Origin of the sequence: Rhizobium sp. 62_C5_N11_2, assembly GCF_051811185.1 — a bacterium.
In the GTDB taxonomy this organism is placed as follows: Bacteria; Pseudomonadota; Alphaproteobacteria; order Rhizobiales; family Rhizobiaceae; genus Rhizobium; species Rhizobium leguminosarum.
The window spans coordinates 321,646-347,544 of record NZ_JBPWPW010000003.1 but is presented as its reverse complement, the minus strand read 5'-3'; the positions used below and the strand labels follow the sequence as shown (position 1 = coordinate 347,544).

The window sequence follows — 25,899 nt, the reverse complement described above, 5'->3', positions numbered from 1 at the left end:
GTTACCAATGAGTGGATGCGCTGAAATAAAAGAGCCCGCCGTCGACCTGGTCGAGGCTGCTTGCAACGATGTCGGAATAGCCGAGGTCGGCGCTGATATTGCCGCCGACAGCGCGGATACCGGCCGTCCAGCTGGCGAGATCGCCCCCCGTCATGTCGAAGCGTTTTTGCGAATAGACATGGCCGTAGTCCAGGCCGAGGTAAGGGCGCAGCTCGCCGAGGACCTTCGCGACTGCATCGCCGCTTTCGTTGGATTTCGTTCTCCAGACGATCTCGTTGTGGCTGAACATGCCGCTATTGCCGAACAGCACGCTTTCGCGCGTGCCGCGGACATTGCTGTAGCTGCCAAGCGAGATCTGCTCCGCGCCAAGGAGATTGTCGGGGGAATATTGACCGCTGAGCAGCGAGGTCAGCTCGAGCTGCCTACCGGCCAGCGTGAACGGCTGCGTCACGCTGATCGTAGCGTTGAACTTTGAAAATCGCGGATCGGCGTTGCCGGCGCCGGGATCGCCCGGTTCCACGGCATCGAAGAGACCGAGCCCCTTGTCGTAGCTGGCATCGAACACCCAGATGCCGCCGAACATGCGGCGGGAATGGGAAATACCGATCTCGCCGACCGTATAGCGGCGGCTGCCGACCTCGATCAGATTGCCGAGCAGGAAGTTGTTCGTCTGTTTATAGGTCAGGCTGCTGCGGACAGTCGTAATCGAATCCTTGTCGCGCAAGACGACGCGATCAATGCCGAGACCTGCCTGCCCTGAGTTGCCCGAGGTTTCGAGCGATGAGAAATTTCCTTCGACCGCACTTTCATATTGGTACCAGGAGCCGTTCAGCGAGACAGTGGAGTAACCGTAGGGGACGCTGACGCTGCCAGAATAGCTGTTGCCATATCCCTTTCCGTCATTGCGCCACGGATAGTCCGGACCGCTATGCTCGTATGAAAAGTTCCACTGATCGTTGATATCAAGCAGGTCGTCCAAGCCCAGCGATGCCGAGCTCCGGGAAAAACCGGTGCTTTCCTGCCCCATATTGTTGTTGCCGAGGGAGACATGCCAGGGTCGGCCCGGGCGGTTTTCGATATTCAGGATCGACGTTCCGTCGTTGGGACCGGGCAGCATGGCGGATTTGGCGTCGTTGGCCTGCAGCCGGTTCATCTGGTCGAGCCCCTGCTCGATATCGCGGATATTGACGACCCGGCCGATCAGGCCCGGAAAGGCTGTCGCCAGCGAACCGCTGCCGACGACTTTCTGGCCATTGAGATAGATGTCCGAGAGCGTGCCTTCGACGACGAGCAGGCGGAGGATCCTGGTCTTGGCGATATCCTGCTGCGGCACATAGGCCCGCGAGGTCACATAGCCATGATCGATATAAAGGTGCGTGACATCGCGCAGCACCGCATTTATCTCCGCAAGGCCGACGCATTGGTTGCCGTAAGGTGCGGTCACCTTGCCGATCTCCTGTGCCGATAGCAGGTTTGCCCCATCGATCTCGACACGCGTGATGTCGAAACAGGCGCCATTTCCGGGGCCTGCGGGCAAAGATCCGTTTTCCCCATCCGCGCTGCCGCCCGGTGTGGCACGGCGAAGCGCATCCAGCCGCTGCGACTGCGTCTGCTCTTCCTGGCGGCGGTTAAAATCGTCGGCCGGCGACTGTGCGTGGGCGGAAGCGGCACCGATCATGAGGACGGCGCCGACAACCAGGGAGGATCGAATGTCTGTCGTCATCTTGAAATTCGGCTACTTCACGGCAGTGGGCTGGAGTTCGTCGAGGGCCGGCTTCAGCCCTTTCAGCGAGAAACGGATATTGACGTCCTGGCCGTTCATCAGCCGCACCAGCCCTTCAGCACTAGAGCCTTTCTTCAGCGCCGCGGCCGTCTTCGTATCCAGCGCCTGCTGCGCCCAGCATCCGGACTGGTTGCAATTGCGATAGTCGAGTTTGGCGACCGGCTTACCATCGGCTTTGATTGACAGGCCGGAGGGCAGGAAGACGTTGAGCGGCAGAAGGGCGGTCAGCATCAGCCGCGGCTTGCCCTTGTCGCCCTTGCCCTTTTCGCCCTTGCCCTGGGAACCGGCCGGCGAAGCTGCGATCGCCAACGTCAGGATATTGATGGGTTTGCCGTCTTTGGTGACTTGCGCGACCTGGGCGACTTCGCAGGCCTCAGCGCCTGCCGAACCGGTGCAGCGATAATACCAGTCGTCGAATTTCTGGGATTTCATGGTCGGCGCCGGTTGAGCGGGCGCCTGCACCTGTTCCGGTCCTTGATCGGCCGGAACAGGTGATTGCGAAGAAGCCGGGTTGGCACAAGCAATGAATATCAAAACAGGGGCGATAGTCGGACGAGTCCGCTTCATGCCGATTCTCAAAAATTTTCTCATTGAAAATACAACTTCAGGAAGATTTTATTCGCGTGTAAAGCCGTATCGCTACAATCCGTCATTTAGTCAACCTAAGCGTGTCAGCACGGTAAAGTTTCCGTTAGATATTTACTTCACGTTCTGGGAGATTAAGTCTTGCCTTGGCTGAGACTCGCCCTCAACGAATTCGCCAAGAGATTTCAACGCTCGAATAAAACCGATTGGCGAGGACCATGAGACGACGCGCAACTTACGCGAAGCTGTCCACCTGCCCGTTTGCATTGAAAATTCGACAGATGAACGGATAGGGTGAATAATTCCGCACTATCCACACTGCTGCGAAGTCTTGAAAAGATGAGCCTCGTTCCTTCGAAGAAAAGAGCCGCTCCGGCATCTGCGTTTTTCTCGATGCTCCTCACAAATACAGAGATGTATTTTAGAAATTCATTGCACCCACGGTTGCTACTGTTATTCTTCTCGAAAAGGAGAGGACAGCCGCATGGCAAAACGGCAACGACGAGGGCAGCCCGGAACAGAACCCGCAGACGACATTCGGGAAAACCTGGTCAAGACACGAATCGGCGGCGATCTCTCGTCCTTATGAAGGGCAATCCAGACCCATAAATCATCCATAGCCATCGTCGCGCCGCATCGGTCGCATGATTGTCATTTTCGAGGTGACATCAGGCCCGTTCTCTGCGAAAAAGAGCGCGATGAGAGACAGGGGCGTTCGTCGAAAGACGGGCTGAGAAGCACCCTTCGAACCTGAACCGGATAATGCCGGCGGAGGGAGTCGCTCGGGGTCGCGGCTTAGCCCGCACGAACCGCCCCGTGCCCGCCCCCGCCTGAAAGGGGCCATATGCAGACCAGGACCACACCAGGAGCGATGCTGAAGGCGATGCGGGAAAAGCCGCCGCTCGTTCAGTGCATCACCAATTACGTCGCCATGAACATTGCCGCAAATGTTCTGCTTGCATCCGGCGCCTCGCCCGCCATGGTGCACGCCGCTGAGGAAGCCGGCGAATTCGCCGGGATCGCCAGCGCGCTGACAATCAATATCGGCACGCTGTCGACGCAATGGATCGACGGCATGCAGGCGGCGGCGAAGGCCGCGACATCAGCCGGCAAGCCCTGGGTGCTCGATCCGGTCGCGCATTATGCGACGGCTTTCCGCCGCAACGCGGTCGCCGACCTCCTGGCGCTGCGTCCGACCATCATCCGCGGCAACGCCTCCGAAATCATCGCCCTGGCTGGCGGAGAGAGCCGCGGCCAGGGCGTCGACAGCCGCGACCCGGTCGAACAGGCGGAAGGTTCTGCGCGATGGCTGGCTGAGCGTCAGCGGGCGGTCGTCGCCGTCACCGGTGCGGTGGATTTCGTCACCGACGGCGAGAAGGCCGTGCGCATCGAAGGCGGATCGGCGCTGATGCCGCAAGTCACCGCGCTCGGTTGCTCGCTCACCTGCCTCGTCGGCGCCTTTGCCGCGACGGCACCCGAAGACATCTTCGGCGCGACGGTTGCGACACTAGCAACCTTCGCCATCGCCGGCGAAGAGGCCGCACTTGGGGCGGCCGGCCCCGGTTCATTCTCATGGCGTTTCCTCGATGCGTTAGCTGCGCTCGACCCCGAAACGCTTGACGCCAGGGCGAGGATATCGGCGGCATGAAAGCTTTCGACCTTTCGCTCTATCTCGTCCTCGACCCCGATCTGTGCGCCGGGATCGGCATGGTCGAAACGGCGCGACTTGCCGTTGCCGGCGGCGCGACCATGGTGCAACTGCGTGACAAACATGCCGCCACCATCGGGATGATCGAGACCGGCCGCGCCTTGAAACAGGCATTGGAGGGGACCGGCGCCCTGCTCATCGTCAACGACGATGTCGAGGCGGCAATCGCCATCGGCGCCGACGGTCTGCATATCGGCCAGGAAGACATGGATGCACACAAAGCGCGGACGATGATCGGCCCCGACATGATCCTTGGCCTCTCGGTCGAGACCGCGCCGCTCGCCGCCGCCGTTGATCCTGGTCTGGTCGATTATACCGGCGTCGGACCGGTGTTTGCGACACCGACCAAGGCCGACCACAAGCAGCCGATCGGTTTTGACGGTCTTGCCAAGCTGGTGAAGGCCTCGCCGGTGCCATCGGTCGCGATCGGCGGGCTCAAGGCGGATCATGTCGCCCAAGTCTTCGCCGCGGGCGCGAAAGGGCTTGCCGTCGTTTCCGCCATCTGCGGCACGCCAGACCCTGAAGCTGCCACGCGCCGCATCGCCGCAGAAATCCGAAAGGCCCGTGCATGATCCGCAACGTTCTCTCGATCGCCGGCTCCGATCCCTCCGGTGGCGCCGGCATCCAGGCCGATCTCAAGGCCTTTTCCGCCCGCGGCGTCTACGGCATGGCGGTGCTGACCGCGTTGACGGCGCAGAACACGCAAGGTGTCAGCGGTGTGCATCTGGTGCCGCCGCAATTCGTCGCCGACCAGATCAATGCCGTCTTTGCCGATGTCCGCGTCGATGCCGTCAAGATCGGCATGATCGCCAATGCCGGCATCGCCGACGCCGTTGCCGGTGCGCTGACTGACCACCGCGACATTCCGATCGTCATCGATCCTGTCATGATCGCCAAGGGTGGAGCCGCCCTGCTCGCGCCTGAAGCGGTCGACGTGCTGACCCATCGGCTGCTGCCGCTTGCCACGCTGCTGACCCCGAACCTGCCCGAAGCCGCCGCGCTGCTGCACCAGCCGGTCGCGACAAATCGCGCTGACATGGCGGCGCAGGCCGAACGCCTGCGCGCGCTTGGCCCGGCCGCAGTGCTGGTCAAGGGCGGCCATCTCGACAGCGACGAGAGCCCTGACGTGCTTGCCACCGCCGCCGGCCTGCACTGGTTCGAAGCCAGGCGCGTGCCGACCAAGAACACCCACGGCACCGGCTGCACGCTCTCCAGCGCCCTGGCGGCCGAGCTCGCCAAGGGCGCCTCGGCGCGGGAGGCGGTCGCCATCGCGAAGGAATACCTTGCCGGCGCGGTCGCGGCTGCCGGACACCTCACCGTCGGCTCCGGCCACGGTCCGGTGCAGCATTTTCATGCGCTCTGGAAAGACGATATATAAGCACTCGCTCAGCGAACATGCCGCCAATCGAAAACGGCCCGGCCTCCCGGGCCTTTTTTCGTTCGGCACCTACTTTGCGTTGAAACCGCAGCGACCGCGGCGGGGCGTCCCTTTCTCTCGTTGAAAAACCTTGTTGACAAGCCCTGCCAGATGGCCAAATCTATGACACTAAAAGGGGATACATTCCGCAATAACGGAATAACTGGAGGAGTGACAGGTGCCAGACCTGCTTGTGAGCCTGTATTCCACTGAGCTCGCCGACCTGAGACAGAAGGCCGGCGATGTCGGCGTCTCCATCCGCCCGGCCCTCCCCCCGGAACTGCATCTTATCGTCAGCTGGGTTCGCGAACAGTTCAGCGAGAACTGGGCAAGCGAAGTCACAGTCTCATTCTCCCGTCAGCCCGTTGCCTGCCTGATCGCCGTCGACGGCGGCAAGCTGCTGGGCTTTGCCTGCTATGACACGACGGCGCGCGGCTTCTTCGGCCCGACCGGCGTCGACCCCGAAGCGCGTGGCAGGGGCATCGGGCTCGCCCTCTTTTCCGCCTGCCTTCAGGCCATGAAGACGCTCGGTCACGCCTATGCCTTCATCGGCGATGCCGGCCCGGTCGATTTCTACGCCAAGACGGCAGGCGCAATCGTCATCCCCGCCCCCGACAAGGGCATCTACGAAGGCATGCTGAGAAGCACGCCGAAATGACCATCTGATCCGGAGTTACAGAATTGTCCTCGACCCCGCTCGCCCTTTTCGTCGGCCTCCCGAATCCCACTATTTCCGATGATGAATTCGCCCTCTTTCGCGAAACCAATCCGCTCGGCCTGTTCGTCGGCCGGCGCAATCAGCGCGAGCCGGAACAGACGAAGCGGCTGATCGACCGCTTCCGCGAGGCCGTCGGCCGCGACGACGCGCCCGTCTTCACCGACCAGGAAGGCGGCCGCGTTCAGCATCTCGATGCCGGCCCCTGGCCGCTCTTCCGCAGTTTCGGCCAGTTTGCCGAACTTGCGCGCCGCGATTTCGATCTCGGCAAAAAAGCACTGCGCCTTTCCTCCCAGGCCATGGGCGCGATGATGACGGAACTCGGCCTTTCCAGCGGCTGCTCGCCCGTTCTCGACCTCGTCTTCGAGACGACGAGTGCGGTCATCGGCGCCCGCTCCTTCGGCCCAGATCCCGATTTCATCGCTGCCCTCGGCCGCGAGGTGGTCGATGGCCTGCTCGAGACCGGCAACATGCCCGTCATCAAGCATATTCCCGGCCATGGCCGCGCGACGCTCGACTCCCACAAGGAGCGTCCGGTGGTCGACGCCAGCCGCGAGACGCTCACCGCGACCGATTTCAAGCCCTTCGTGGCGCTGAAGGATACGCCCTGGGCCATGGTCGCCCATGTCGTCTATTCGGCCTATGACGCCGAGCTGCCGGCGTCCGTCTCGCCTGTTATGCACGACGTGATCCGCAAGGAGATGGACTATGAGGGCGTGCTGATATCAGACTGCATCTTCATGGAGTCGCTCTCCGGTACCTTGCCGGAACGCGTCAAGCAGGTGCTCGACGCAGGCTTCGACATTGCGCTCCACAGCCATGGCGACATTCCGGAAAGCGAAGCCGCCGCCAAAGCCGCCCGTCCGCTGACGGAAGCCGCCCTGCAGCGGATCGCCGCCGGCAAGGCCCGCCTCGGCAATCTCAAGGTCGATGTCCGCGCCGCCCACGCAGACGTCGAAGACATGTTTGCAAGCGCGCTGGTCTCCTGACCGGCACGTCATCTCTCACCACATAAGAAAAGGGGAATAACACATGAAAAAATATCTTCTCGCCGCCGCCGCCCTGACGCTGCTTTCGGGATCTGCCGTGGCGCAGACGATCCTGACGGCGAATATCGAGCCGGCGACGACCTGGGTTCGCAACTTCAATCCGTTCAACCAGACCTCGTCGCGCCAGTCCACGCTCGACTTCATCTACGAGCCGTTGGTCATCTTCAACCGCTTCGACAGCAACAAGCCGGTCTATCGCCTGGCCGAAAGCTTCAAACTCTCCGACGACCTGAAGAGCATCGATTTCAAGCTGCGCCCGAACCTGAAATGGTCGGACGGCAAGCCGTTGACCGCAGCCGACGTCAAGTTCACCTATGATTACCTGAAGAAGTTTCCGGCGCTCGACTTCGTCAGCATCTGGACCTTCATCACCGATATCAAGGCGGTCGACGCCCAGACGGTGCGCTTCACGCTCGCCAACCCGAGCTCGCTTGCCGCCGAGCAGATCTCGCAGCTGCCGATCGTTCCGGAACATGTCTGGAAGGATGTCGCCGATCCGGTCACCTTCGCCAACGAGACCCCTGTTGGCAGCGGCCCGCTGACGGAAGTGCCGCGTTTCACCGGCCAGACCTACGACCAGTGCCGCAACCCGAACTATTGGGATAACGAGCATCTGAAGGTCGATTGCATGCGCTTCCCGCAGCTTGCCGACAACAACCAGATGCTGACCGCAACGGCCGACGGCACGCTCGACTGGGGTGTCTCCTTCATTCCCGATATCGACAATGTCTACGTGTCCAAAGATCCGGCGCATTTCCACTACTGGTATTCGCCAAGCAGCATGGTCGCCTTCCTGTTCAACTTGGAAACGGCGAACGAGAACAACAAGAAGGCCTTCAACGACCTGAAGTTCCGCCGCGCCGTCTCGATGGCGCTCGACCGCAAGACGATGATCGACGTCGCCGGCTACGGCTATCCGACGCTGAACGAAGACCCCGGCCTGATGGGCGAGCTCTACAAGAGCTGGGCGGACCCATCCGTCAAGGCCGACTTCGGCAAGTTCGCAACCTATAATGCCGACGCCGCCAAGGCCCTGCTCGACGAGGCGGGCTACAAGGACAAGGACGGCGACGGTTTCCGCGACAATCCCGACGGTACCAAGATCTCCTTCTCGATCATCGTCCCCAGCGCCTGGACCGACTGGATCGATACCGTCAACCTCGCCGTCGAAGGCATGCAGGCGGTCGGCATCGACGCCAAGATCGAAACGCCGGAGGAAGCCGTCTGGACCGGCAACCTCATCAACGGCACCTTCGATGCGGCGATCAACAGCCTGCCGGCATCGGCCTCGCCCTATTACCCCTACAAGCGCGCCTTCAGCGCTTCGGACAAGGGCAAGACCCGCTTCACCGCGCAGCGCTGGTTCAACCCGGAGGTCGAGAAACTCGTCACCGAGTTCACCCAGACCGCCGATCTTGCCAAGCAGAAGGACGCGATGAACAAGGCGCAACGCATCGTCGCCGAAAACATGCCGATGATTCCGGTGTTCAACAATCCGAACTGGTATCAGTACAACACCAAGCGCTTCACCGGCTGGTCGACCAAGGAAAACCCCTTCGTCAATCCGTCGATCTCGCGGACCAATCCGGCACGCCTGCTGAATCTGCTCGCTCTCGAGCCGGTCAAGTAAGCATCACGATCTCCGGAAGCGGCGTAGGAAATGCCGCTTCCGTCACGACGGAGTCCCCATGGCTTTCCTGCTTCGCCGCCTCGTCTTCTACATGGCAGCCTTCATCGCGGCAGCGACGATCAATTTCTTCCTGCCGCGGCTGATGCCGGGCGATCCGGTGCAGATCATGTTCTCCAGCGCCGGCACCGAATTGCCGCCGGAAAGCCTGCAGGCGTTGAAGCTCACCTTCGGCTTCGTCGACGGTCCGCTCTGGCAACAATATCTCACCTATCTCGGCAGCATCTTCACCGGCGATCTCGGCCGCTCGATCAAGTATTTCCCGCTGCCCGTCACCTCGGTGCTCGGCCATGCGCTCATCTGGACGGTGGGGCTGATGGGCACGGCCACCATCGTGAGCTTCGCGCTCGGCACCTTCCTCGGCATCGTCGCCGCCTGGCGTCGCGGCAGCAAGTTCGATGTCGTCGTCTCCGTCGGCGCGATCTTTGCCACCTCGGTGCCGGCCGTCGTCACCTCGCTGATCGTGCTCTTCATCTTCGGCTTCACGCTCGGCTGGTTTCCGAACGGTTATGCCGCCGACCCATCACTCGATCCGGCCTTCAGCCTGCAATATATCGGCAGCCTCGCCTATCATGGCATCCTGCCGATGGTGACGCTCTGCACCGTGCTGATCGGCGGCTTCACCGTCACCATGCGCAACAACATGATCAACCTGCTCGGCGAGGACTATATCGTCATGGCCCGCGCCAAGGGCCTTTCCGACCGGCATGTGATGCTCTGGTATGCGGCGCGCAACGCCCTGCTGCCGACCGTCTCCAGCCTTGCCATCGCCATCGGCACCATCCTCGGCGGTTCGCTGGTGACGGAGGTCGTCTATAACTATCCCGGCCTCGGCAATATTCTCTATCAGGCGATCCTCGCCCGCGACTATCCCGTCATCCAGGGCCAGCTCCTCATCATGACCGCGACCATGCTGATCGCCAATTTTATCGTCGACGTCAGCTATGTGCTGCTCGACCCGCGGCTGAAGGGAGCATGAGATGAAGACCCTGCTTCAAAACCGCAAGGCGCTGATCGGCCTCGTCATCATCGCTTTCATCGTCCTCGTCGCGATCGCAGCGCCCCTCCTGACGCAATACGACCCGGCCGCCCGCACCGGACGACCGCACCAGGCGCCGTCACTCGACCATATCCTCGGCACCACGCGCATCGGCCAGGATGTCTTTGCCCGGCTGATCTACGGTGCCCGCACCTCGCTTGCCGTCGGCTTCGGCGCCGGCCTGCTAATCACGCTCGTCGGCACGGCACTCGGCATCATCTCCGGCTATCGCGGCGGCAAGACCGACGAGATCATCAGCTTCTTCACCAATATGGTGCTGGTCGTTCCGAACCTGCCGCTGCTCTTGGTGCTTGCCGCCTTCATCGGCCAGGCAAGTCCCCTCGTCATCGCGCTCATCCTCGGCGCCACCTCCTGGGCCTGGGGCGCACGCGTCACCCGTGCCGAAACGCTCTCCGTCAAGCAGAAGGATTTCGTCAAATCGGCCGAGATGATGGGCGAGCCGCAATGGCGCATCATGACATTCGAGATCTTTCCCAACGTGATTTCTATCGTCGGCATCAATTTCATCGGCAGCGTCATCTTCGCGATCATCACCGAAGCGACGCTGGAATTCCTCGGCCTCGGCGATCCGAGAGCGATCTCCTGGGGCACCATGCTCTACAACGCGCAGAAGGCCTCGGCCCTTTCGGTCGGCGCCTGGTGGGATATTCTCACCCCCTGCTTCGCGCTCGCCTTCCTCGGCATCGGCATGTCATTGCTGAACTTCGCCGTCGACGAGATCGCCAATCCACGGCTGCGCACCGGCAATCATCTGAAGCGCTGGTCCCTGCTCGTCCGTTCCGGGGAGGGCCGCCTGTGACGCAGCCGCTGCTCTCGGTGAGAAATCTCACCATCGATTATATCGGCGAGGAAAAGGATTTCCGCGCCGTCAAGGATGTCAGCTTCGATGTCGCACCCGGCGAGGTTTTCGGCCTCGCCGGCGAATCCGGCTGCGGCAAGAGCACCATCGCTTTTGCCATCAGCCGCCTGCACAAGCCACCGGCGCTGATCCGCAAGGAAAGCCGCATCCTGCTCGATGGCCGCGACGTGCTCAGCCTCGACCGGCAGGCGCTCAGTGCGTTCCGCTGGCGCGAGGTCGCCATGGTCTTCCAGAGCGCCATGAACTCGCTGAACCCGGTGCTGCGCATCGAGACGCAATTCTACGACATGCTACGCACTCACAAGAACATGAGCCGCGCGGAAGCCCGCGAGCGCACCGCCGAGATGCTGACGCTCGTCGATATCGCGCCGGATCGCATGCGAGACTATCCGCACCAGTTTTCCGGCGGCATGCGCCAGCGCATCGTCATCGCCATCTGCATGGCGCTCGATCCGAAGCTCGTCGTCATGGATGAGCCGACGACGGCGCTCGACGTCGTCGTCCAGCGCGAAATCCTGCAGCGCATCAACGAACTGCGTCGCAGCTTCGGCTTTTCCGTGCTGTTCATCACCCATGATCTCGGGCTGATGGTGCAGTTCTGCGACCGCATCGGTATCATGCTCGCCGGCAAGCTGGTGGAGCAGAACACGGCCGAGGCGATCTACAGGACGCCCAAGCATGACTACACGAAAAAGCTCTGGGCCTCCTTCCCCTCACTGCACGGAGGAGTGCTGCTATGACAGACGCCATTCTCGCACTCGACCGGGTGACGAAGACCTTCGGCCATGGTTCCGGAGCCGTGCATGCGGCACGCGCCATCTCGTTTTCGCTGCATGCCGGGCGGGCGCTGGCGCTCGTCGGCGAATCCGGCAGCGGCAAGACCACCTGCGCCCGCATGGCGATGCGCGAATATCTGCCAACATCCGGCCGGATTCTCTACAAGGGCCGGCCTGTCGAGGCGGCGAAATCCGCTGAGATCGCCCGTTACCGCCGCTCGGTGCAAATGATCTTCCAGGACCCCTTCGCCTCGCTGAACCCTGCCCACACCATCGCCCATCATCTCCGGCGGCCACTGAAGCTGCATCGTCCGGAGATCAAGGGGGCCGAGATCGACGTCGCGGTCCGCGAACTGCTGCAGCGCGTCAGGCTCGATCCCGATCTCGTCGCGCCAAAATATCCGCATGAACTCTCCGGCGGCCAGCGCCAGCGCGTCAACATCGCTCGCGCCTTGGCCGTCAAGCCGGAGGTGATCGTCGCCGACGAACCGACCTCGATGCTCGACGTCTCGGTGCGCCTCGGCGTGCTGAACCTATTGAACGAGATGAAGCAGGAGATGAATCTCGGTCTGCTCTACATCACCCATGATATCGCCACCGCCCGTTACGTCGCCGAGGACATCGCCGTGATGTATGCCGGCCAGATTGTCGAATGGGGCAGCGTCGCCAAGGTGATCGATAATCCGCTGCACCCCTATACCCGTCTGCTGCTCTCGGCCGTACCCGATCCGGATGTCCGCTTCGACGACCCGAAGGCCCGGCTGAGGCCCGACGAGGTGGAGGACATCCGCCGCCGTTCGGCCGTGCCGCAGGACGACATCGTCGAATTCGAGCAGGATCATTTCATGCGGATGATCTGAGGCCGGCTTGCTGGCCTCCTCGCGTGCCCTATGCTAGGGGACGGTCTCTTTCATATGAGGCAAAACCGCATGCTGCCCTGGATCCAGCTCGATTCCGCGACCATTCCCGGTGAAGGCGGCGAACTCAGGCTGAAGCAGCGCGGCAGCGAATTTTCGATCATGCTCGGCGCCAACGAGCTGATGAACAGTCGTCTCAGCGGCTCGGAAGAAGCGCTGGCGACGCTTTCCTGGGAACGAATCAAGCCGCACCCGAAGCCAAGGATATTGATCGGCGGGCTCGGCATGGGCTTTACCCTGCGCGCCGCCCTCACCGTCCTTCCCGAAGATGCCGGCGTCACCGTCGCCGAACTGGTGCCTGCCGTGATCGCCTGGGCACGCGGACCGATGGCCGAGGTTTTCCAGGGCTGCCTCGACGACCCGCGCGTCGGCATCCATCAGGGCGATGTCGGCGAGGCGATCCGTTCCGGTAAAGGCGCCTATGATGCGATCCTGCTCGATGTCGACAACGGCCCTGATGGCCTGACCCGCAAATCCAACGACCGGCTTTACGATTTCGCCGGCCTTCGCGCCGCCCGCGAGGCGTTGCGCGCCGGCGGCGTGCTCGCCGTCTGGTCGTCCGGTCCGGACCCCGATTTCACGCGGCGTCTCAAGGACAGCGGTTTTTCCGTCGATGCGGTCAACACACGTGCCAACGGCAAACGCGGCGGCGCCCGCCACGTCATCTGGCTGGCCGTCAAACCGGCGAAATGAAGTTCAAGCAGAAGCAATCCTCCGGGCGGCATTGATGGCACGGCGAGCGCCGGAGCGCAGCTGCGCTGTCTCGGCACCGGCAATGACCAGATCGAAGCCGAATTTCAGCAGCTCGCCGGCCCGCTCGCCGTCCCCGGCGAAGGCGCAGGCGAATTTGCCGTGGGCGCGGCAGCGCGAAACCGCATGCTGCATGGCGCTGTCGATCTCGGCGGCGTTCGGCGCAACCTGGTCGCCGTTCGACAGGGCGATCGAAAGATCGGAGGGACCGATGAAGATGCCATCGATGCCGGCAACGCCGAGAATGTCGTCGATCGCCTCGAGTGCTGCCCGGGTCTCGACCATGGCGATGGCGACGGTGAGCGCGTTGGCGTTTTTCAGATAATCATCGGCCGACAGGCCGGTATGGTTCAGCGCCAGCGACGGTCCCCAGCTGCGGTCACCAAGAGGCGGGTATTTGGTGGTCTTGACAAAGGCTTGCGCGTCTTCGGCCGAATTGATCATCGGGGCGATGATGCCGGAGGCTCCGGCATCGAGCAGGCGCGAGGCGGAAGCGAAATCACCGACCGGTATGCGGGCCAGCGCTGGTTTGCCGGCAAGCCGCACCTGGGCGACGGCGTTCGCTGCCGAGGGCATGTCCCACATGCCGTGCTGCATATCCAGCACGATGGTGTCGAAGGCCTCCTGCGCCAGGTGATTGGCGAGCGTGGCGTCGGGAATACCAATCCAGGCGGAGATCATCCCGCCCTGGTGTTGCCTGATCCGGTCCGCAAAGCCGTCGATTTCACCTGCGCTCATGCCATTCTCCTCAAGTCGACAGGCCGCCAGCGGCCAGATATTTCACCTCGGGGAACTCTTCGATGTCGAATTCCCTCAAAGCCAGGCACGGGTTGCCGGCTCATCCTCTCCGGCGCAGCCGTGAAATGATGACCGTCACGGCGAGCCCCGCGACAGCCATGATGCTTCCCCAGAGAACCCAGATGCTTTGGTTGATCATGAAGCTGGATGAGGGATAGGGAAAATAACCGCTTCCCTGCGCGATCCAGATCAGTCCCAAGAGGATCATGAGCAGTCCAACGACGTATCCGACGGTTCGCGACATGCTTCGGCCCTTCCCTATGAATCGATGCCACAATGTCGGTCGGCGTCGGTCATGACAAGACTTCTCTCCTGAACGCGAACATATTCCGGATGCAATGACGGGCCGGCCTCGGTCTGAATGTCAGGTCCTGCCGACTTCATCCACAAGCCAGGTGCTGAGCCTCTCGCTATGAATATTTGCCGATCGCGGCGGTATCAGCCAGTAACCGCGGTCGCGTGCCTCGAGCGGCGGCCCGGCTTCCACCAGCATATGTTTAGTGAGAAGCGTATCGACCAGCCCCATCCAGCCGATCGCCACGCCCTGCTCGCTGAGAGCGGCCTGGACGACTAGCGAATAGGTGTTGAAGCTGACATCGCCGCGGCCGGCATGGAGATCGCGAGTAACGGAGAATTCGGCAAGATAACTTCGCCAATCGAACCAGGGCGATGGCGTCGGCGAATCGAGATGGATCAGGATCGCCCTGGCAACCTGCTGCGGATCATCGAACGGGCCGTTGCGATCGAGAAATCCTCGAGTGCAGACGGGCACGACCTTTTCCTGCAGCAGAAGCGATCCGATGGCGCTGAATTCGGCCCGCGTGCCGAAAACCACCACCACATCTCCATCGTCACGAAAGCCAGGCTCAAGCCTCTGGGTCGCGACGATCTGTATATCCGTTTCCGGGTGAAGCTGGCGAAAGCCATGCATGCGCGGAATCAGCCAAAGCGCTGAAAAGGCATAGTCGGTTCTCAGTCTGACGACCGGCCTTTGAGCCTCAGTGCGGAAGCTGCGCGCCAGGGCATCGATGTCACCGACCGCCTTGGCGGCGACCTGGAAAAGTCGCTCGCCCTCCCCGGTCAGTTCCACGCCGCGATGCTGGCGGCGCAGCAGGTTGACGCCGAACTGCTCTTCCAGCCGCCGGATCTGATAGCTGACGGCAGGCTGCGTAAGGCCGAGAGCTGCCGCCGCGGCCGAGAAGCTGCCGAGCCTTGCGACCTCCGCGAAGATGCGCATCCACCCAAGCTCAGGCCGGCGGTCTGACATAAAAATTCCTTTAGGCAACGATCGAAAAAAGCCAGCTTTACAAGCATGATGATACTGGCTTTGATAAGATCTGCAAATAGCAAGGGGCACCTCTCAGCAGGACCTTTCCCGACCTTTGAGATCCCAGGAGACAATGTCACATGGCGCGTCCGAATATCCTCATCCTGATGGTCGATCAGTTGAATGGCACTTTCTTTCCCGATGGCCCGGCCGATTTTCTTCATGCACCGCATCTGAAATCATTGGCCGAGCGTTCCGTGCGTTTCACCAACGCCTATACGGCAAGCCCGCTCTGCGCACCGGCGCGGGCCTCCTTCATGTCCGGACAATTGCCGAGCCGAACGCGCGTCTATGACAATGCGGCGGAATTCGCCTCTGACATTCCGACCTATGCGCATCATCTGCGCGCTGCCGGATACCAGACGGCGCTTTCCGGCAAGATGCATTTCGTCGGCCCCGACCAGTTGCATGGCTTCGAGGAGCGCCTGACGACCGACATCTACCCGGCCGATTTCGGCTGGACGCCGGACTATAGCAAACCCGGCGAACGCATAGACTGGTGGTATCACAATCTGGGTTCAGTCACCGGTGCCGGGATTGCCGAGATCACCAACCAGATGGAGTATGACGACGAGGTCGCCTACCACGCCGCCCGCAAGCTGTTCGATCTCTCGCGCGGACACGACGAGCGCCCCTGGTGCCTGACCGTCAGCTTCACCCATCCGCATGACCCTTATGTCGCGCGCCGCAAATTCTGGGACCTCTATGAGGATTGCCCGGCACTTGACCCTACGGTTGCTCCGATTGCCTTCGAGCAGCAGGACCCGCACTCGCAGCGTTTGATGAAAGCCTGCGATCACGATGCTTTCGACATCAGCGATGAGCAGATCAGGCGGGCAAGGCGCGGCTATTTCGCCAATATCTCCTATGTCGACGAGAAGATCGGCGACATTCTCGGCGTCCTGGAACGGACCCGCATGGCCGAAAACACGATCATCCTGTTCGCGTCCGACCATGGCGACATGCTCGGCGATCGCGGCCTCTGGTTCAAAATGAACTTCTTCGAAGGATCGGCCCGCGTTCCGCTGATGATCGCGGCACCCGGCTGGAAGCCCAAACGGATCGACCAGCCCGTCTCCACCCTCGACGTGACGCCGACGCTGGCGGGTCTTGCCGGGATCGATATCGCCTCGCTGAAGCCATGGACCGAGGGCGAGGATCTCGCAGCGCTTGCCGAAGGCACCGGCAGCCGCAGCCCTGTGCCGATGGAATATGCCGCGGAGGGTTCCGAAGCGCCGCTCGTCTGTATCCGGGACGGACGATACAAGCTCTCGCTCTGCGAGAAGGATCCGCCGATGCTGTTCGATCTCGAGGCCGATCCCCGGGAGCTCGACAATCTGGCAGGAAAGCCGGCGCACGCCGACACCCTGGCACGGCTTATCGAACAGGCACGTCGGCGCTGGAACCTTGCTGATTTCGACGCCGCCGTGCGCGAAAGCCAGGCGCGCCGCTGGGTGGTCTATGCGGCGCTGCGCAATGGAGCCTATTATCCGTGGGACTATCAGCCGCTGCAGAAGGCCTCGGAGCGCTACATGCGCAACCACATGGATCTGAACGTGCTGGAGGAAAACCAAAGGTTCCCTCGCCAGGAATGAGCAAGAATCGCTTCTGATTTAAGCCGTCTTGCGCGCCCGCGCCTCGCCCAGGAAATCCTCGATGAACGCCTTCTGCAGCAGGATGCCATCCCATTCATCCGGGAAGAAGGGCGAGTCGTAGATCAGCGTGAAGGGACCGGCGTAACCGGCCCTCTCGCACATCTCCAGGCACGTGCGGTAATCGTCGGCATCGAGGCCGGTAGCGCCGTAATCGGCCTTGGCATGGCAGATTTCCGCCCGGCCCATGATGTCGGCAAGGCCTTCATATTTGGCCGGCGCCGGCCAGTTGCCGAGGTCGCCGTTGAGGCCGACCTTGTCGTCCAGCCGGTCCAGCAGCCAGTTCATTTCGACCGGCGACGGCAGCAGATCGAACCAGTTCTCGACGACGATGCGCACGCCGCTGCCTTCCGCCTTTCCGGCCAGCCAGTTGAGATGATGGGCGGCGCGGGCAAGATTTTCTTCCGTCGGCTTCTGCTTGCCGGCAATGACGCGCATCCTCTGCGCCCCGAGGGCTGCGGCGATGTCAATCCACTCCTCCATCCATTTGACGTCGCGTTCGGCCGTCTCCGGATGGCTCGGGTCGCCATCTTCGACGAGCAGCGTCTGGAACAGCACGTTCGAGGCCGCCATTGCGTCACGCAATTCGCTTATATAGGCGGCATCGAGGCTCGGTAGATGGAAGGAACAGACCTCCAGCCGGTTGACGCCGCGTGCCGAGAGCGCCGCCGGCACGTCGATCAGCGCCGCCGCACCGGGGCCATAGGGTTCTTTCGCCGCAGCACTTTTGTCAGGATCGGGGCTATAGGCATAAACGGCGCCGAGCAGCCGATGCAGCGACCATGTCGAAACCGCGAACCGTCCGTTTTGCAAAACCTGCACTTGCTTTCCTCCGGGATCTCCTCATGCCATCAATGGCAACTAAATCCGGCCGGTTCAATTGCCAATTCAGGCAAAATCGTCGCGGATGACCGGCTCGGCGGCAAGGGCAATCCCCAGCAGCGCTTCATCGCGATGGGCGGTGGCCGAAAGCAGCAGGCCGACCGGCATGCCAGCCTCGCCGGTGCCGCAGGGAATGGAAACGCCGCACCAGTCGAGGAAATTGCCGAGCGCAGTGTTGCGCAACGTCTTGTTGTTCGTCGCGAAGAACAGCTCGTCATCCTGCTCCAGCGGTCCGATCGGTGGAGCGACATGGGCAACAGTGGGAAAGGCGAGCAGCCGGTCGCCGACCAGGCGCTCGACATCGGCGATCAGGCGGCGGCGCGCCTCGAGGATCGCCAAGTAATCCGGCAGCGTCGTCTTGCTTCCGAGACGGGTACGCATGACGACACGATGATCCATCCTGTCCGCGTCCGGTCCGGCCAAGCGTTCGCGGTGAAGTGCGAAAGCCTCCGCCGTCACCAGCGGACCATATCTCGTCATCAGATCGAATATCTCGTTAAAGGCGGGGATGACGGTGCGGGCGACTTGGGCGCCGGCCTTTTGAAGACGTGCCAAAGCTGCCTCGAACGCAGCGGCGACGCCGGCTTCCGCTCCGTCGAAGACGACGTTTTCGGGCACGATGAGTTCCAGCCCTTGCAGGGGACGCGCAACAACATCAGGCGCCGTCAAGCCGCGCATCGCCGCATCGATCCAGACCGCGTCCCTGACGCTGCGGCAGAGCGGTCCCAGCGAATCCAGGCTCTTTGCCAGCGGATAGACGCCTGCCATCGCGTGGCGGCCGCGCGTCGCCTTATAGCCGACGATGCCGTTGAAGGCGGCGGGAATACGCACCGAGCCGCCGGTATCGGTGCCCATGGCGACCGGAACCAACCCGGCCGCGACGACGACGCCGGCACCCGAGGACGAGCCGCCCGGAATGCGTGGGAGATCGGTGCCGCGCGGATTTACGGGCGTGCCGTAATGCGGATTGATGCCGAGGCCGGAAAAGGCGAATTCGCTCATATTGGTGCGCCCGACAGCGACCATGCCCGCCTGCTTGAGCAAAGCGACAACAGCCGCATCGCGCTTGGCCGGCATGTCCTTTGCCAGAACGACGGAACCCGCCGTCGTCGGCAAGTCTTCGATGTCGAAAAGATCTTTCCAGGCGATCGGAATGCCGTCCAGCAATCCAAGCGAGCGCCCTTCCCGCAGACGACGCGAAGAAGCGCGCGCCTCCTCCATCCCCCGGCTTTCGAGCAGAGTGGTGAAAACCGCCTTGTAGGCAGGGTTTGCGATGGAATCGAAAACCGCCTCGGCCACCTCGACCGGGTCGGCCGCGCCACCTTGAATGAGGACCGAAAGTTGCGCGACCGACATCGCGCCGAAGGATTTGCTCATGGGACTATCCAGAAGAAAGATGTTCCTCTCTGGACTACCCCGGATCATTCCGGTGAACCAGAGCTTCACGATATTTTGCGTTTATTGGTACGATTTTTTGAACACTGCGTTTGAATATCGCCCCTTCAATTGCCACGATCGAAGACACACATGCTGCACGCATGCGGAAGCGGTTCGGCACGAGGGTGAGAGTTTGCTCTAGAGAGACCGGCGCCGCATGTGTTGCAGGAGTAATTAAAATGACAGATTGTGAAACTTTAAGCCGTCGCCAGGATATGGTGACCCTTCATGTAAAAGAGGACGAAACCGCCGGTTTAGGCGAGCGCGATTATGTGGAACATGTCCGCGCACAGAAACTTTCGGCCTTCGAACGCATTGTCGTGGTCGGAGCGCTGGTTCTCTTGAGCTTTGCGGGTTTTGCCGCATATTCTTCCGGCAATACAGACCCGATGACGACATCGGCCATTGCCGCCCCGGCCGGCGATAACATGCCGCAGCATCCGGCCTACGGCCATTGCCGCGACAGCAGCCCCTACGCTGAGAGGGTCTGCTAACAGGAAAGCCACCGCATAATTCCTAAAATTATGCGGTAATTTAAAGTGCTACAGCGTCCTTTGCGCGTCTCAAAAGACGCACGGCGCTGTAGATCGCCGGGCATGGAGACCTTGAGCCCAGGCTGCATTGACAGCGGGAAGGGAAAAGAACCATGGCCGGTGATGTCGATTATAATCTCGATCGCTTCATCGATGCTCAGAATGGCGTCTATGAACAGGCGCTTTCAGAGCTGAAAGCCGGGCGCAAGACCTCCCATTGGATGTGGTTCATCTTCCCGCAAATCGCCGGCCTCGGCACGTCGGCGATGGCCGAAAAATATGCGATCCGCTCGGCCGAGGAAGCCGGCGCCTATCTCGCCGATCCCATTCTCTCAAGCCGGCTGCTGCGCTGTGTCGAGGCGATTCTGTCCGTCGGCGGCCGCTCGGCGCATGAAATTCTGGGCTCACCCGACGACCTCAAGCTACGCTCGTCGATGACCTTGTTTGCCGCGATCAGCGACCATGGTTCGCCCTTCCACCGGGCGATCGAGCATTTCTATCAGGGAAAATTCGACGAGCGGACGATAGAGATCCTTGGCGCGGATTAACGGCCCGGCCTGCTCTCCAGCGTAGCAATCTCCTCGGAGATCTCGCTCAACCGCTGACGTAGATCGATGTCGGTGCCATCATCGACCTCTTCCTCGCCGAAGCAATAGCGCGCATCATGAAGCTCCAGCTTGGCTTCAAGCTCGGCGCGTTTGTCATATAGGCGCTTGAGATAGACGTAGTTCATCTCCCTGCCTCCACATCGCCCCGGTGAGGGGAAAACGGCATGGAAGCGGTAAGGTTCCCCCCGCTGATAATTCAGCGATTGAAAGTGCTACTGCGTCCTTTGCGCGTCTGAAAAGACGCGCGGCGCTGTAGAGAGGGCGGTCAGGCGAAAGAAGCGATCGCCGCGTGGCAGGCCTTGGCGAAATGACCGCAGCAGCCGGCAGCGCCCATGGCCTGGCGGCTGACGCGGGCACCCTCGAGCAGCAGCGTCAACGTATCGGCAAGAAGCTGGGGTTCGCGCGCGCCGGCCGCCGAACAGAGCGCGGCCAAGCGATCACGCTGTTCGGCCTTGTGCCGCTCGATCATTTCGTGGGCGGGATGGCCCTCGCCCTTCAGCTCGATGGCGGCATTGGCGAGATCGCAGCCGGCGGGCTCGCCGTTCAGACACTGCGCCCGCAGTTCCACCCAGGCGTCCAGCTGGGCGCGCGGATTGCCGGGATAGGCCGCATCCAGATCGCGCCAGATGGTACCCGCCTTTTCGGAGGCGCGGCGCAGCGTTTCGCAGACGAGTTCGTCCTTAGAGCCGAAATGCCGATAGAGCGTCATCTTGTTGGTCAGAGCCGCGTCGGCAATGGCGTCGACGCCGATGCCGCGGATGCCGCGCTCGCGGAAAAGCTCCGAGGCGGTCGAGACGATACGCTCCCGCGGCGGGATGCGATCTTCTGGAACGGCTGCGGAGATTTCATTCGAAGTTTCTGATTTTTTTGCGGACGTAGTCCTTGACATCAATGTGACCGATCGGTAACAAATGCATTGTTACTTACCGGTAACACCACCTAACGCGAAAGTCAATGCCGAGGGCATGGCAGCGGAAAGTGGAACACGGGCGACCGCCCACGAAAGGAGGACAACCATGACAAAGACCAGAGATGACCTGACGATATCCGAAGCCCTTCGCGACCCCCTGATTGCCATGGTGTTGCGCGCCGACGGCGTGAAGCTTGAAGATTTCAAGCAACTCCTGGAGACGGCCGCCCGCAAGCGCGAACCGCGCTCGACTTCGGTGGGCAATATGATCGGAGCACTCGCAAACCGCGCCAATCTGCCGGCCATGCCCTGCTTCGGCTGACAAGCCGCCTGAATAGCTTGGGGATCTCTCCCTGCCCCCGTCAAGGGCTGCCGTCATAACCCGACGGCGGCCCTTGCCGCTTTAGAGGATCGGCTTGCCGCCGGTGACCGCGATTGTCGTGCCGGAGACGTAGCTCGATAAGGGATCGGCCAGCATCACATAAGCCGTCGCCAGCTCGGCCGGCTGGCCGGGCCGTTTCATCGGCACCTGCTTGCCGAAATTGCTGACGCTTTCTTCGGGCAGTGTCGAAGGGATGAGCGGCGTCCAGATCGGCCCCGGCGCCACCGCATTGGCGCGAATGCCTTTATCGGCCAGAAGTTGGGCAAGGCCGGCGGTGAAATTCTGGATCGCGCCCTTGGTCGTCGCATAGGCAAGCAGCGTCGGGTTTGGACTGTCCGAATTGATCGAGGCCGTGTTGATGATGGCGCTGCCGGGTTTCATATGGGCGACGGCTGCCTTGGTCAGGTAGAACATCGAATGGATGTTGACCTTGAAGGTCAGCTCCCATTCCTCGTCGCTGATCTCGTCAATGCTCTTGAAGCTTGCCTGATGCGCGGCGTTGTTGACCAGAATGTCGATACCGCCAAGTTCCTTGACCGCCGTCTCGACGATCTGCCGGCAGTGGGCCGGATCCTGGATGTCGCCGCTGACGAGGATAGCCTTGCGTCCGGCCTGCTCGACGAGCCGTTTTGTCTCATCGGCATCCTCATCCTCGTCGAGATAGGAGATCACCAGATCGGCACCTTCCCTGGCGTAAGCGATTGCCACCGCGCGGCCGATGCCGCTATCGCCGCCGGTGATGATCGCCCGCTTGCCTTTCAACCTGTCGGCGCCGCGATAACTCTCCTCGCCGTGATCGGGAATAGGGTCCATCTGCGTGGTAAAACCAGGCATCGGCTGTTTCTGGGATGGAAAAGGGGGTGTCGGGTAATTTGGCATCATGACCTCCTGCGTTCAGGGGGCAAACTCAGGCTAAGACTTGTTGTTCCAGCGGTCTTGCGGCAGTTTTGCTTTCGGACTAAAATGACTAGAAAATTGGTCATCAAGAGGGTGTCATGGCGAGTGTTAATTTAGCGGAAGCCAAGGCCCATCTCAGCGAATTGCTCAATCGCGTCGAAGCTGGCGAAACCGTCGAGATTTTGCGCCATGGCAAGCCGGTGGCGCAACTCGTGCCCGTCAAGACGCGCAAAAAACCGGTCGATGTCGCGCGGCTGAAGGCATTGACCGCCTCGATGAAGCCGCCGGCCAAGCCGGTCGATTCCGCGACCTTCATCCGCGACATGCGCGACAATGATCGCTACTGATGCTTTATATCGACACATCAGTCCTCGTCGCCGCCTGGACGATCGAAACCCGCACGGACGACGTGCAGCAATGGCTGGCAGCGCGTCAATTCGAGGAGATCGCGGTCAGCGGCTGGACGATCACCGAATTTTCGAGCGCCATCGCGCTTAAGGCGAGAAACGGACAACTCGATCCGGACGATCGCAGCAAGGCTTTGGCGCTGTTCAAGGAGCTATGTTCGACGTCCTTCGAGCTCCTGCCCATATCGCGGTCGCACTTCATCGAAGCGGCACGAATGACCGATCAATTTAATATCGGTCTTCGCGCCGGTGATGCTCTGCATCTCGCTGTCGCGATCGGCAACGACGCCACGCTCGTCTCGCTGGACAAGGGGCTGGCAAAAGCTTGCAGCATCGTAGGTGCGCATTATCGGCTGTTATGAAGTGGACGATATCGTGGGTATCACTCAGCCTCCCATACGATCAACCTGCAAAATGTTGCGATTTGCCATAGCGACCGCTATGCCATAGTAATGTAACATGATCGCAGTTTTCATGAGGTGCGTGGAATTGGACGGAAAAACATCATCCGCAGTTTACTCCGAAGATGAGGGCGTTGCCAGCGAGGCCCATGGCAAGGGGGCACGCCGCGCGCGTGTCAGCGGCATCGACCGGGCGCTTCAGGTGATCGATCATCTTTATGAGACCGGATCGCCCGCCGGCGTCTATGCGATCGCCAAGGCTGTGAAGGCGCCGCTTTCGACCGTTTACGTCATCGTCGACGATCTCGTCGAGAAGAACATGCTGACGCGGCAGACGGACGGCTCGATCTGGCTCGGCGCGCGGCTCTACCACTACGGCCTTGCCTACGCACGGTCATTGGATTTCATGAGCATCGCCACCCACGAAATGCACGATCTCTGCCGCCAGGCCGGCGAAACCGTGCAGGTCTGCGGTCGCGACGGCGACTATATGCTGGTGCTCGCCATGGCCGACGGCCCGAGCCACTTCCAGGTCGCGTCCCGCGTTGGCACCCGGGTGCCGCTCAACTGGACGGCCTCCGGCCGCCTGCTCGTCGGCCACCTGCCCGAGCAGGAGCGCATCGAACTGTTCAAGCGCTGCGCCCGCTCTTCACCGACCGGCCGCGCCGAGATCGATCCGGGTACGCTGTCGGAAGCCGCCGGCAAAGCCTTCGAGTCGCGCTTGTCGATCCAGGCGGGGGAATCCGATTATGCGGTTGCCTGCATCGCCTCGCCGATCTGCGATCGCGATGGCCAGTGCGTCGCCACCATTTCCATCGTGCTGCCGGAACAGAAGGCCTTTTCCGACGAGAACCACTATACGGCCCATGTGCGTAGTTCAGCGGAACGGATCGAAAAGCTGATGGGCTGGCGCAACCGCTGAGCATTGCGCTTTTCAGCGGATCCTACCTGTAGGAATAGCCGTGGCTGTGGCGCACCAGCTTGCGCGCCCGCGGCACATAGCGGCTGGCGGCAAAGGCATCGGCGCCCATCACGGCATAGCGCGGCTCGAACAGCTTGGTGAGGACCGAGACGTCGCCGTTGGAATCCGTCGCCTCGAGATCGGAATCGACCAGATCGAAAACGGTGAATTCCGCTTGCGAGCCGACCGAAAGCCGGTTCTCCATCGACAGCTTGATGACGGATGCCGGCGCATGGGTGACGGCTTCCACCACCTTGTCGAAAGGCATGCCGACGCTGAGCAGCTTCGACATCGTCGTCGCCAGGTCCCAGACCGGGAAGTTCATCGAATGGCCGTGCAGGTCGGTCGAGATCGAGAACGGCAGAAGCCCGCGCGCAATCGCCGCCTCGGCGACCTTGAAGGAGAAGGAGGCGCCGCCATGGCCGATGTCGAGACGGATGCCCTCGGAGGCGCAGCGCTCGGCGAGATTGAAGAGGTCCTCGTCTTCCATGATGCTCGACCCGGCCTTGCCGTTGAAGCAGTGGGTGACGACGTCGCCGGGGCCGAGGATCTCGAGCACTTCGTCATAAAGCGCCGGCGGCTCGCCGACATGCACCATCATCGGCACTTTCAAAATCTTGGCGATCTTCTTGCCAAGCTTGACCGGCGTGACGCCCCAGGATCCGGTGATGACATGGCTGGCGCGCACCTTGATGCCGACGATGTGCTCGCTGTTTTCGGCATAAACTTCGAGGATGCGGTCGAGATCGATATCGCGGATATCCCGCAATTCCGCAACGCGGTTGCAGGCCACAAGACCGATCGAGCCGAGATTGAGGAAGGCCTTGATGCGCTCGCGCGAGGGCTCGATGATATATTCGCGGAAGCCATGAAAATTTGCCTCACCGGCCGAACCGGCATCGACCAGCGTGGTGACGCCGCGCTCGACGCCGCATTCGGACGGACGGATGGAAATATCAGTGCCGCCATGCCAGATATGCACGTGCAGGTCGACCCAGCCGGGCGAAATGAAGGCGCCCTTGCCGTCGATGCGCGTCACATCCTGCGAGACTGAAAGGGACGAACCGATCTCGGCGATCCTGCCGCCGGCATTGACGAGAATGTCGATTGCCCCCTCGGATGTGCCCGCACCGAAAGCGATCGGTTTGACATTGGTGAGGAGAAGCGGCTTCTTCGCCTGGTCGCCGGGCATGACATGCATTCCTTTCGAAGTCTCGGACCGGGATCGCTCCTCGGTCATCCGTCTGCGGGTTGCTCTGGAAGAGTAATGAGGAAGCTAGAGATGGCGCCTCAGGGCACCGCATTGCCATAATTCCATAATAATGCTATATAAGTCTTTATAATAGAATAAAGCTGAGGACGCCGCTGTCAAGAAAAATGACGTGGCCGTCACCACTG

Annotated in this window: 29 protein-coding genes and 1 riboswitch; of the genes, 18 read left to right on the top strand and 11 right to left on the bottom strand. The window is 61.5% G+C overall.

The window, feature by feature from the left end; genetic code table 11:
• Nucleotide 1: 1 nt before the first annotated feature.
• Both AB8B31_RS30720 and AB8B31_RS30715 read right to left on the bottom strand, forming a co-directional pair.
• Nucleotides 2-1,723: a ShlB/FhaC/HecB family hemolysin secretion/activation protein gene (locus AB8B31_RS30720; protein ID WP_018246566.1), complete on the bottom strand. Its 1,722-nt coding sequence runs from the start codon at nt 1,721-1,723 to the stop codon at nt 2-4.
• Nucleotides 1,724-1,735: 12 nt separating this feature from the next.
• The gene (locus AB8B31_RS30715; RefSeq protein WP_018246565.1) at nt 1,736-2,374 is read right to left on the bottom strand and encodes an invasion associated locus B family protein; all 639 of its coding nucleotides are present in this window, start codon (nt 2,372-2,374) and stop codon (nt 1,736-1,738) included.
• 691 nt (nt 2,375-3,065) lie between these two features.
• Nucleotides 3,066-3,162, top strand: a riboswitch (TPP riboswitch).
• Between the two features lie 50 nt (nt 3,163-3,212).
• Between AB8B31_RS30715 and thiM the strand changes: the two genes are divergently transcribed.
• The 11 genes from thiM to AB8B31_RS30660 all read left to right on the top strand — a co-directional run bounded on the left by thiM (nt 3,213) and on the right by AB8B31_RS30660 (nt 13,249).
• Complete coding sequence (gene thiM, locus AB8B31_RS30710) at nt 3,213-4,016, top strand: hydroxyethylthiazole kinase (protein WP_018246564.1); 804 nt, start codon at nt 3,213-3,215, stop codon at nt 4,014-4,016.
• On the top strand, nt 4,013-4,648 hold the full coding sequence (thiE, locus tag AB8B31_RS30705) for a thiamine phosphate synthase (protein ID WP_018246563.1): 636 nt from the start codon (nt 4,013-4,015) through the stop codon (nt 4,646-4,648). Before thiM ends, thiE begins: the two co-directional genes overlap by 4 nt.
• Nucleotides 4,645-5,454 carry a bifunctional hydroxymethylpyrimidine kinase/phosphomethylpyrimidine kinase gene (gene thiD, locus AB8B31_RS30700; RefSeq protein WP_018246562.1) on the top strand — a complete coding sequence of 270 codons (810 nt, stop codon included), beginning with the start codon at nt 4,645-4,647 and terminating at the stop codon, nt 5,452-5,454. The genes thiE and thiD overlap by 4 nt, the downstream gene beginning before the upstream one ends.
• Nucleotides 5,455-5,671: 217 nt before the next feature.
• Nucleotides 5,672-6,151: a GNAT family N-acetyltransferase gene (locus tag AB8B31_RS30695; RefSeq protein ID WP_018246561.1), complete on the top strand. Its 480-nt coding sequence runs from the start codon at nt 5,672-5,674 to the stop codon at nt 6,149-6,151.
• 23 nt (nt 6,152-6,174) lie between these two features.
• Nucleotides 6,175-7,197: a glycoside hydrolase family 3 N-terminal domain-containing protein gene (locus tag AB8B31_RS30690; protein WP_018246560.1), complete on the top strand. Its 1,023-nt coding sequence runs from the start codon at nt 6,175-6,177 to the stop codon at nt 7,195-7,197.
• A 43-nt stretch (nt 7,198-7,240) separates the two neighbouring features.
• Nucleotides 7,241-8,887 (top strand): ABC transporter substrate-binding protein, encoded by a 1,647-nt coding sequence (locus AB8B31_RS30685; protein WP_018246559.1) that lies wholly within the window; start codon nt 7,241-7,243, stop codon nt 8,885-8,887.
• Between the two features lie 58 nt (nt 8,888-8,945).
• Nucleotides 8,946-9,923: an ABC transporter permease gene (locus AB8B31_RS30680; RefSeq protein WP_018246558.1), complete on the top strand. Its 978-nt coding sequence runs from the start codon at nt 8,946-8,948 to the stop codon at nt 9,921-9,923.
• A 1-nt stretch (nt 9,924) separates the two neighbouring features.
• A complete protein-coding gene (locus tag AB8B31_RS30675; RefSeq protein ID WP_018246557.1) occupies nt 9,925-10,803 on the top strand; it encodes an ABC transporter permease in 879 nt (292 codons plus the stop codon).
• Entirely contained in the window at nt 10,800-11,603 is an 804-nt protein-coding gene (locus tag AB8B31_RS30670; RefSeq protein WP_018246556.1) for an ABC transporter ATP-binding protein, read from the top strand. The genes AB8B31_RS30675 and AB8B31_RS30670 overlap by 4 nt, the downstream gene beginning before the upstream one ends.
• Nucleotides 11,600-12,499 (top strand): ABC transporter ATP-binding protein, encoded by a 900-nt coding sequence (locus AB8B31_RS30665; RefSeq protein ID WP_018246555.1) that lies wholly within the window; start codon nt 11,600-11,602, stop codon nt 12,497-12,499. Before AB8B31_RS30670 ends, AB8B31_RS30665 begins: the two co-directional genes overlap by 4 nt.
• A 69-nt stretch (nt 12,500-12,568) precedes the next feature.
• Entirely contained in the window at nt 12,569-13,249 is a 681-nt protein-coding gene (locus AB8B31_RS30660) for a spermidine synthase (RefSeq protein WP_018246554.1), read from the top strand.
• 3 nt (nt 13,250-13,252) lie between these two features.
• On the opposite strand, the gene AB8B31_RS30655 is transcribed toward AB8B31_RS30660, so the two are convergent.
• From AB8B31_RS30655 to AB8B31_RS30645, 3 genes are all read right to left on the bottom strand, one after another.
• A complete protein-coding gene (locus tag AB8B31_RS30655; protein ID WP_018246553.1) occupies nt 13,253-14,044 on the bottom strand; it encodes an HpcH/HpaI aldolase family protein in 792 nt (263 codons plus the stop codon).
• Nucleotides 14,045-14,144: 100 nt separating this feature from the next.
• Nucleotides 14,145-14,348 carry a hypothetical protein gene (locus AB8B31_RS30650; RefSeq protein ID WP_018448564.1) on the bottom strand — a complete coding sequence of 68 codons (204 nt, stop codon included), beginning with the start codon at nt 14,346-14,348 and terminating at the stop codon, nt 14,145-14,147.
• Nucleotides 14,349-14,468: 120 nt separating this feature from the next.
• Nucleotides 14,469-15,371, bottom strand: coding sequence for a choline sulfate utilization transcriptional regulator (locus AB8B31_RS30645; protein WP_018246551.1), 903 nt, complete (start codon nt 15,369-15,371; stop codon nt 14,469-14,471).
• Between the two features lie 140 nt (nt 15,372-15,511).
• Between AB8B31_RS30645 and betC the strand changes: the two genes are divergently transcribed.
• A complete protein-coding gene (betC, locus tag AB8B31_RS30640) occupies nt 15,512-17,026 on the top strand; it encodes a choline-sulfatase (protein ID WP_439007648.1) in 1,515 nt (504 codons plus the stop codon).
• A gap of 18 nt (nt 17,027-17,044) precedes the next feature.
• Here the strand turns inward: betC and AB8B31_RS30635 are convergent, their stop codons facing one another.
• Nucleotides 17,045-17,905, bottom strand: a complete 861-nt coding sequence (locus tag AB8B31_RS30635) for a sugar phosphate isomerase/epimerase family protein (protein ID WP_018246549.1) — start codon at nt 17,903-17,905, stop codon at nt 17,045-17,047.
• A gap of 66 nt (nt 17,906-17,971) precedes the next feature.
• The gene (locus tag AB8B31_RS30630) at nt 17,972-19,342 is read right to left on the bottom strand and encodes an amidase (protein ID WP_018246548.1); all 1,371 of its coding nucleotides are present in this window, start codon (nt 19,340-19,342) and stop codon (nt 17,972-17,974) included.
• A 275-nt stretch (nt 19,343-19,617) separates the two neighbouring features.
• On the opposite strand from AB8B31_RS30630, the gene AB8B31_RS30625 reads away from it, so the two are divergent.
• Both AB8B31_RS30625 and AB8B31_RS30620 read left to right on the top strand, forming a co-directional pair.
• A complete protein-coding gene (locus tag AB8B31_RS30625) occupies nt 19,618-19,896 on the top strand; it encodes a hypothetical protein (protein WP_018246547.1) in 279 nt (92 codons plus the stop codon).
• Nucleotides 19,897-20,048: 152 nt separating this feature from the next.
• Entirely contained in the window at nt 20,049-20,483 is a 435-nt protein-coding gene (locus tag AB8B31_RS30620) for a DUF1810 domain-containing protein (RefSeq protein ID WP_018246546.1), read from the top strand.
• Here the strand turns inward: AB8B31_RS30620 and AB8B31_RS30615 are convergent.
• Nucleotides 20,480-20,668, bottom strand: a complete 189-nt coding sequence (locus AB8B31_RS30615) for a hypothetical protein (RefSeq protein WP_018246545.1) — start codon at nt 20,666-20,668, stop codon at nt 20,480-20,482. The two genes, AB8B31_RS30620 and AB8B31_RS30615, sit on opposite strands and share 4 nt — an antisense overlap.
• A gap of 140 nt (nt 20,669-20,808) precedes the next feature.
• Nucleotides 20,809-21,432, bottom strand: coding sequence for a TetR/AcrR family transcriptional regulator (locus tag AB8B31_RS30610; RefSeq protein ID WP_018246544.1), 624 nt, complete (start codon nt 21,430-21,432; stop codon nt 20,809-20,811).
• A gap of 127 nt (nt 21,433-21,559) precedes the next feature.
• Between AB8B31_RS30610 and AB8B31_RS30605 the strand changes: the two genes are divergently transcribed.
• Nucleotides 21,560-21,775, top strand: coding sequence for a hypothetical protein (locus tag AB8B31_RS30605; RefSeq protein WP_018448558.1), 216 nt, complete (start codon nt 21,560-21,562; stop codon nt 21,773-21,775).
• Between the two features lie 81 nt (nt 21,776-21,856).
• On the opposite strand, the gene AB8B31_RS30600 is transcribed toward AB8B31_RS30605, so the two are convergent.
• Complete coding sequence (locus AB8B31_RS30600) at nt 21,857-22,714, bottom strand: SDR family oxidoreductase (protein WP_026188778.1); 858 nt, start codon at nt 22,712-22,714, stop codon at nt 21,857-21,859.
• A 116-nt stretch (nt 22,715-22,830) separates the two neighbouring features.
• Here AB8B31_RS30600 and AB8B31_RS30595 point away from each other — a divergent pair, with 116 nt between their 5' ends.
• From AB8B31_RS30595 to AB8B31_RS30585, 3 genes are all read left to right on the top strand, one after another.
• Nucleotides 22,831-23,079: a type II toxin-antitoxin system Phd/YefM family antitoxin gene (locus AB8B31_RS30595; RefSeq protein ID WP_018246541.1), complete on the top strand. Its 249-nt coding sequence runs from the start codon at nt 22,831-22,833 to the stop codon at nt 23,077-23,079.
• The gene (locus tag AB8B31_RS30590) at nt 23,079-23,501 is read left to right on the top strand and encodes a type II toxin-antitoxin system VapC family toxin (protein ID WP_018246540.1); all 423 of its coding nucleotides are present in this window, start codon (nt 23,079-23,081) and stop codon (nt 23,499-23,501) included. The genes AB8B31_RS30595 and AB8B31_RS30590 overlap by 1 nt, the downstream gene beginning before the upstream one ends.
• A gap of 112 nt (nt 23,502-23,613) precedes the next feature.
• The gene (locus tag AB8B31_RS30585) at nt 23,614-24,462 is read left to right on the top strand and encodes an IclR family transcriptional regulator (RefSeq protein WP_032980995.1); all 849 of its coding nucleotides are present in this window, start codon (nt 23,614-23,616) and stop codon (nt 24,460-24,462) included.
• Nucleotides 24,463-24,484: 22 nt separating this feature from the next.
• On the opposite strand, the gene AB8B31_RS30580 is transcribed toward AB8B31_RS30585, so the two are convergent.
• Complete coding sequence (locus tag AB8B31_RS30580; protein ID WP_032980994.1) at nt 24,485-25,693, bottom strand: amidohydrolase/deacetylase family metallohydrolase; 1,209 nt, start codon at nt 25,691-25,693, stop codon at nt 24,485-24,487.
• Between the last annotated feature and the right edge of the window lie 206 nt (nt 25,694-25,899).